Here is a 4,463-nt window from a genome sequence, read left to right as displayed (position 1 = left end):
CGGCCGGCCGCGGGGGGGCCGCCGGCGCGGGGGGCCGGGACGTCCGGCGCGGGCGACCGGCGCCCGCGCAAAGCGTGGCGCATGCCCTCGAACAGGCGCGACCAGCGCGCGCCCGGGCCGTCGCCCGCCGGCGCGTCCGCTCCCGCCCAGAGCGACGGGGCGCCGGCCGCCCGCCCGTCCAGAGCCTCTCGGGCCCCCTGCGCGACGGCGCCCTCCCGCCCGGTGGGGAACGCCGCACGGGCACCCCCGTCCGCAGCGTCCGGGGCGCGCCGCGACGCCGTCTCCTCCCGTTCCCGGCCAGGCCGACCGCGCGCGCCGGGCTCGCCGGCCGCTTCGGCCGCGAGGCCGGCCGGCGTCAACTCGGCCCCGAAGGCCACGCGCGCCTGCGCGTCGCCGCCCGCGAGCTGCTCCCGCGTGTACGCGAGAATCTCCGCAAGCGTCTGCGGATCGACGCGGTGCCGCAGGACGGGTGCGGCGGTGCGCAGCAGGTCCTCCGCGCTCACGCGGGTCCCGCGCCGGCACGCCGCAGCGAGCCGGGCCGTCGCCTGCCAGGCCTCGACGGCGCGCAGGCTCTCCAGCTGGAACCGGACGTACGTGCAGGCCAGAAAGTCCCGCAGGATCTCGTCGACTTCGGGCCACCCCTCGCCCGGGTCCGTCTCGGCCTCGTGCCACACCGAAACCGCGTCGCCGGCCGCGTTCGACGCCGCGGGCGCCGCCGCCGCCGGCGGCGCGCTCGCCGCGCCGTCGCCGCTCGCCGTCGCGCCGGCGCCCCGTCCTTCCATCCCGCTGGCCGCGGGCGCGCCGGCCGCCGGCAGCGGGTGCCGGCTGGACAAGATGCGCTTGACGGCGTCCACGGTCGTCGGCCGGCTCATGGAGACGACGAGGTCAAAGCGGTCGGCCAGCTGGCGGCGCACGTCCGACAGCGGCCCGGGGTCCTCGTCGGGGTTGGAAGCCGCCCAGACCGTCACGTTCACCGGCAGCACGACTTTCGGCAGGCCGGTCTCCTCGATCTGCAGCCGGCCCGGCTTCGTGCCCATCACGTCCAGCAGCGCGTCCGCGAGTTCCGGGGCGATGTCCGCCAGCCGGTTGATCTCGTCGATGAAGACGATGCCGCGGTGCGCCTGGGCGAGGGTGCCGGGCAAAAGGCTCGCTTCCGGCCGCGTCCGGTCAAGGACCCGCGTCAGGTCGATGCTGCCGACGACGGTGCCGATCTTGGCCGAGGGGGAAATCTCAAGGAACGGCGCCGGCACCGCCTCCTCGCCCAGCGCGGCGATCTCGCCCGGCGACAGGTGGCGGTGCTCCGGGCAGTGCGGCGCGAGCGGATCGCAATTGTACAGGCAGCCGCGAATGCGGCGGATCGTGGGCAACAGCGCCCGCGCCGCGCGGAGGATGGTCGTCTTTCCCGTGCCGCGGAGCCCCTCCGCGTGCAGGTGCACGGGCCAGCCGCGCCGCAGCCCGGCCAGCGACCAGGCGACCGCCCTGAACAGTTCGTCGTTGCCGGGATGGCGCACAACCCAGCCGTCTCTTCGATCCGCGCGGGCAGTGGTGAGGATGTCTGGCAACCGGCTTCCCTCCGCGGGTTAGCCTAACCCGCTTGGCCGGAGTTCACGCGCCGCGCGGGCGAAATGCTAACGGGCCGCCGCCCAGCGGCGGACGATGTCGCGGAAGGCTTCGCCGCGCTCTTCGAAGTTGCGGAAGAGGTCGTAACTCGCGCAGGCGGGCGACAGGAGGACGACGTCGCCCACACGCGCCGACTCCGCCGCGCGGACGACGGCGTCCTCGAACGACGTGGCGCGCTGGATGACGAGGCCGCCCCCGGCGCCGGATTCGTGGGTGGCGATCTCATCCTCCGTTCGGGACGGATCCGTCGCGGCGCGGCGCCGCGCGTTCTCCAGCGCGCGCTCAATCTTGTCGGCCGTCTTCCCGACCAACACGACGCAGCGCGCCTTCCGCAGCACGACGCCCGCCCACTCGTCGAAGTCGAGGCCCTTGTCGTACCCTCCGGCGATGAGGACGACGGGACGGTCGAACGTCTCCAGCGCGGCGATGCTCCGGTCCGGCGAGGTGGCGATGGAGTCGTTGACGAAGAGCACGCCGCCGCGCTCCAGCACCGTTTCCAGCCGGTGCGGCACGCCCTGGAACTCCCGCACGACGGATGCGATGGCGTCGTCGGGCACGCCGCCCAGGGCGGCCAGGGACACGGCGGCGAGGACATTCGCGAGATTGTGGCGGCCGGGCAGGCGGACGTCGGAGGCCCGGAGAAGGTCGCGCGCCTGCCGCGCAGATCCCCCCGCCGGGACGAGGTTCGTGCGGACGACGCCGTCTTCCGGCCGCCCCTCCAGCCACGTGCCGCACTCCACCGGACGCGCCATCGAGAACGCGGCCGCGCGGCCGGGCGCTTCGGCGCTCCAGGGCCAGGTGGCGTCGTCGTCGGCGTTGAAGATGCACCAGTCGCCCGGGCCCTGGAAGCGGTAGATGCGCTGCTTGGCCTCCCGGTAGGCGTCCATCGACGGGTGGACGTCGAGGTGGTTGGGACGGAGGTTGAGCACGGCGGCCAGGTTGGGGCTCGCATCGACCAGCTCCAGCTGGAAGCTGGACAGCTCCAAGATCACCCACGCGTCCGGGGGGATGTCCTCCACCAGCTCGACGAGCGGCCGGCCGATGTTGCCGCCGACGTACGTGTGCGGGTGGGCGGCGGCGAAGAGGCGCCCGGTCAGCGTCGTCGTCGTGGTCTTGCCGGCGCTGCCGGTGATCCCGACGATCGGCGCGCGGCAGTACCGCATGACGAGGCCGATCTCGCTGGAGACAGGCACCCCGGCCGCGCGGAGGGCCTCGATCTCCGGCTGGTCCTTGCGCATGCCGGGCGTGAGGAAGACGGCGTCGAAGCCGTCCAGCCCGTCGAGGTAACCCTCGCCGACGCGGGCCGCGGCGCCGAGCTCGACGGCCTCGCGCAACCGCGCGCCGAGCGCTTCCGGCGACTGGCGGTCTCGGACCTCCACGAGGGCGCCGTGACGGCGCAGGAAGCGGACGAGCGCGAGGTTGCTGATGCCCAGGCCGACGACCGCCACCCTGCGGCCGCGCCACTCCTCCGGGTCCGGGGGATGCCCGGGCCGGGGCACGGACGGCATTCGCACCGCTCCTCTCTCTGGACAGAACTATGCGTGCTCGAGAGCGGCCGCGTCTAGGGCCGCGCGCGGGCGGCGGCTCGACGCGAACGCCCCAGCGCGGCCACGTGCCGCGCCACCACCTGCACGCCCCGGCCCCGCCGCTCCACGATCCCCTCGACGGCGACGGGCGGCAGGCGCTCGCCGAACAGCACGCCGCCCTCCCGTTGGTACAGGTCCTCAAGGATGACGACGTCGACGAGGCCCCACTCGTCCTCCAGCGAGACATAGACGACGATCCGGCCGCTGCGCGTCGGCGGCCGATGCGGACGCACCGGCAATCCGGCCACCTTGACCCGCGAGCCCGCCGCCGCCCGAGCCACTTCCGGGCTGGACAGGTAGCCGCGGCGGCGCAGGCGGTCGCGCCAGAACGCCATGGGGTGCGCCGTCAGAGGTATGCCGAGGTACTGCCATTCGTGCACCACGCGCTCCTCTGGCGCAAACTCGGGCAGGTTCGGAAGCAGGTCCGGCGGATCGGCGGCGAGAGCCTGCGCAGCGCCGCCGGCGCCCGCAGCGTCGCCGGCGACCGCCCGGGCCGCCTGCGCGATGGGCAACGCCGTCCGCTCCTCCAGCCGGCGGTAGGCTTCCGGCAGGGCCCACAGCAGCGCCCGGCGCCGGCCCTCGGCCAGCCCATCCAGCGCGCCCGAGAGCGCGAGCGCTTCGGCCTCGTCGCGCGACGGCGCGGCCCGTGCGAGGAAATCGAGCACGCCCGCGTACGGCTGTTCCGACCGCGCTTCGACGATCCGTTCCTGCGTTCGGCGCGACAGCCCGGAGATCAGGGCCAACCCCAGGCGGATGGCCGCCCCGCCGTCCTCGACGGTGCACTCCCGGGCGCTGCGCCGCACGTCCGGCGGCCTCACCTCCACGCCGCGCGCGCGCACATCGGTGACCACCGTGTGCAGCGGGTAGTAGCCCATGGGCTGGCTGGAGAGAATGCCGGCGAAGAACGCCGCCGGGTGGTGGCGCACGAGGTACGCCGTGCGGTAGGCCGTGTCCGCGAACGCGGCCGCGTGGGCCTCGTTGAAGCCGTAGCTGGCGTAGCCCGCCAGGCATTGGAAGATGGCCTCGGCCGTCTCCTTGGGCACCCCCCGCTCCACCGCCTTGCGGACGAACAGCCGCCCGATCTCCGCCATCTCCTCCTGCGAGCGCGCGTGGCTCATCGTGCGGCGGAGGCGGTCGGCCTCCCCCGGCGTGAAGCCCGCCACCGCGTGCGCGATGTCGATCACCTGCTCCTGGAAGAGCACGACGCCGTAGGTCTTTTCGAGAATCGGCTCCAGCGAGGGGTGCAGGTAGCGGACC

The 4,463-nt window shown here is 74.5% G+C and carries 3 protein-coding genes; all 3 read right to left on the bottom strand.

The features are described 5' to 3' along the window. Positions 1–1,553: AAA family ATPase (locus IRZ18_08640; GenBank protein MBX5477171.1), on the bottom strand; the 1,553-nt coding region annotated here is incomplete at its 3' end. A 75-nt stretch (positions 1,554–1,628) separates the two neighbouring features. Further along, on the bottom strand, positions 1,629–3,128 hold the full coding sequence (gene murD / locus IRZ18_08635) for a UDP-N-acetylmuramoyl-L-alanine--D-glutamate ligase (protein MBX5477170.1): 1,500 nt from the start codon (positions 3,126–3,128) through the stop codon (positions 1,629–1,631). A 53-nt stretch (positions 3,129–3,181) separates the two neighbouring features. Then, positions 3,182–4,463 (bottom strand): error-prone DNA polymerase (locus IRZ18_08630; protein ID MBX5477169.1); only part of this gene is annotated, 1,282 nt, incomplete at its 5' end.

This window comes from Clostridia bacterium (assembly GCA_019683875.1).
GTDB lineage: Bacteria > Bacillota > Sulfobacillia > RBS10-35 > Bu92 > Bu92.
This window is presented reverse-complemented; position numbering and strand designations above follow the sequence as displayed.

What these genes read in the sequence shown, in the direction of transcription:
- murD (MBX5477170.1), bottom strand. Translation starts at nt 3,128, where the DNA reads ATGCCGTCCGTGCCCCGGCCCGGGCATCCCCCGGACCCGGAGGAGTGG.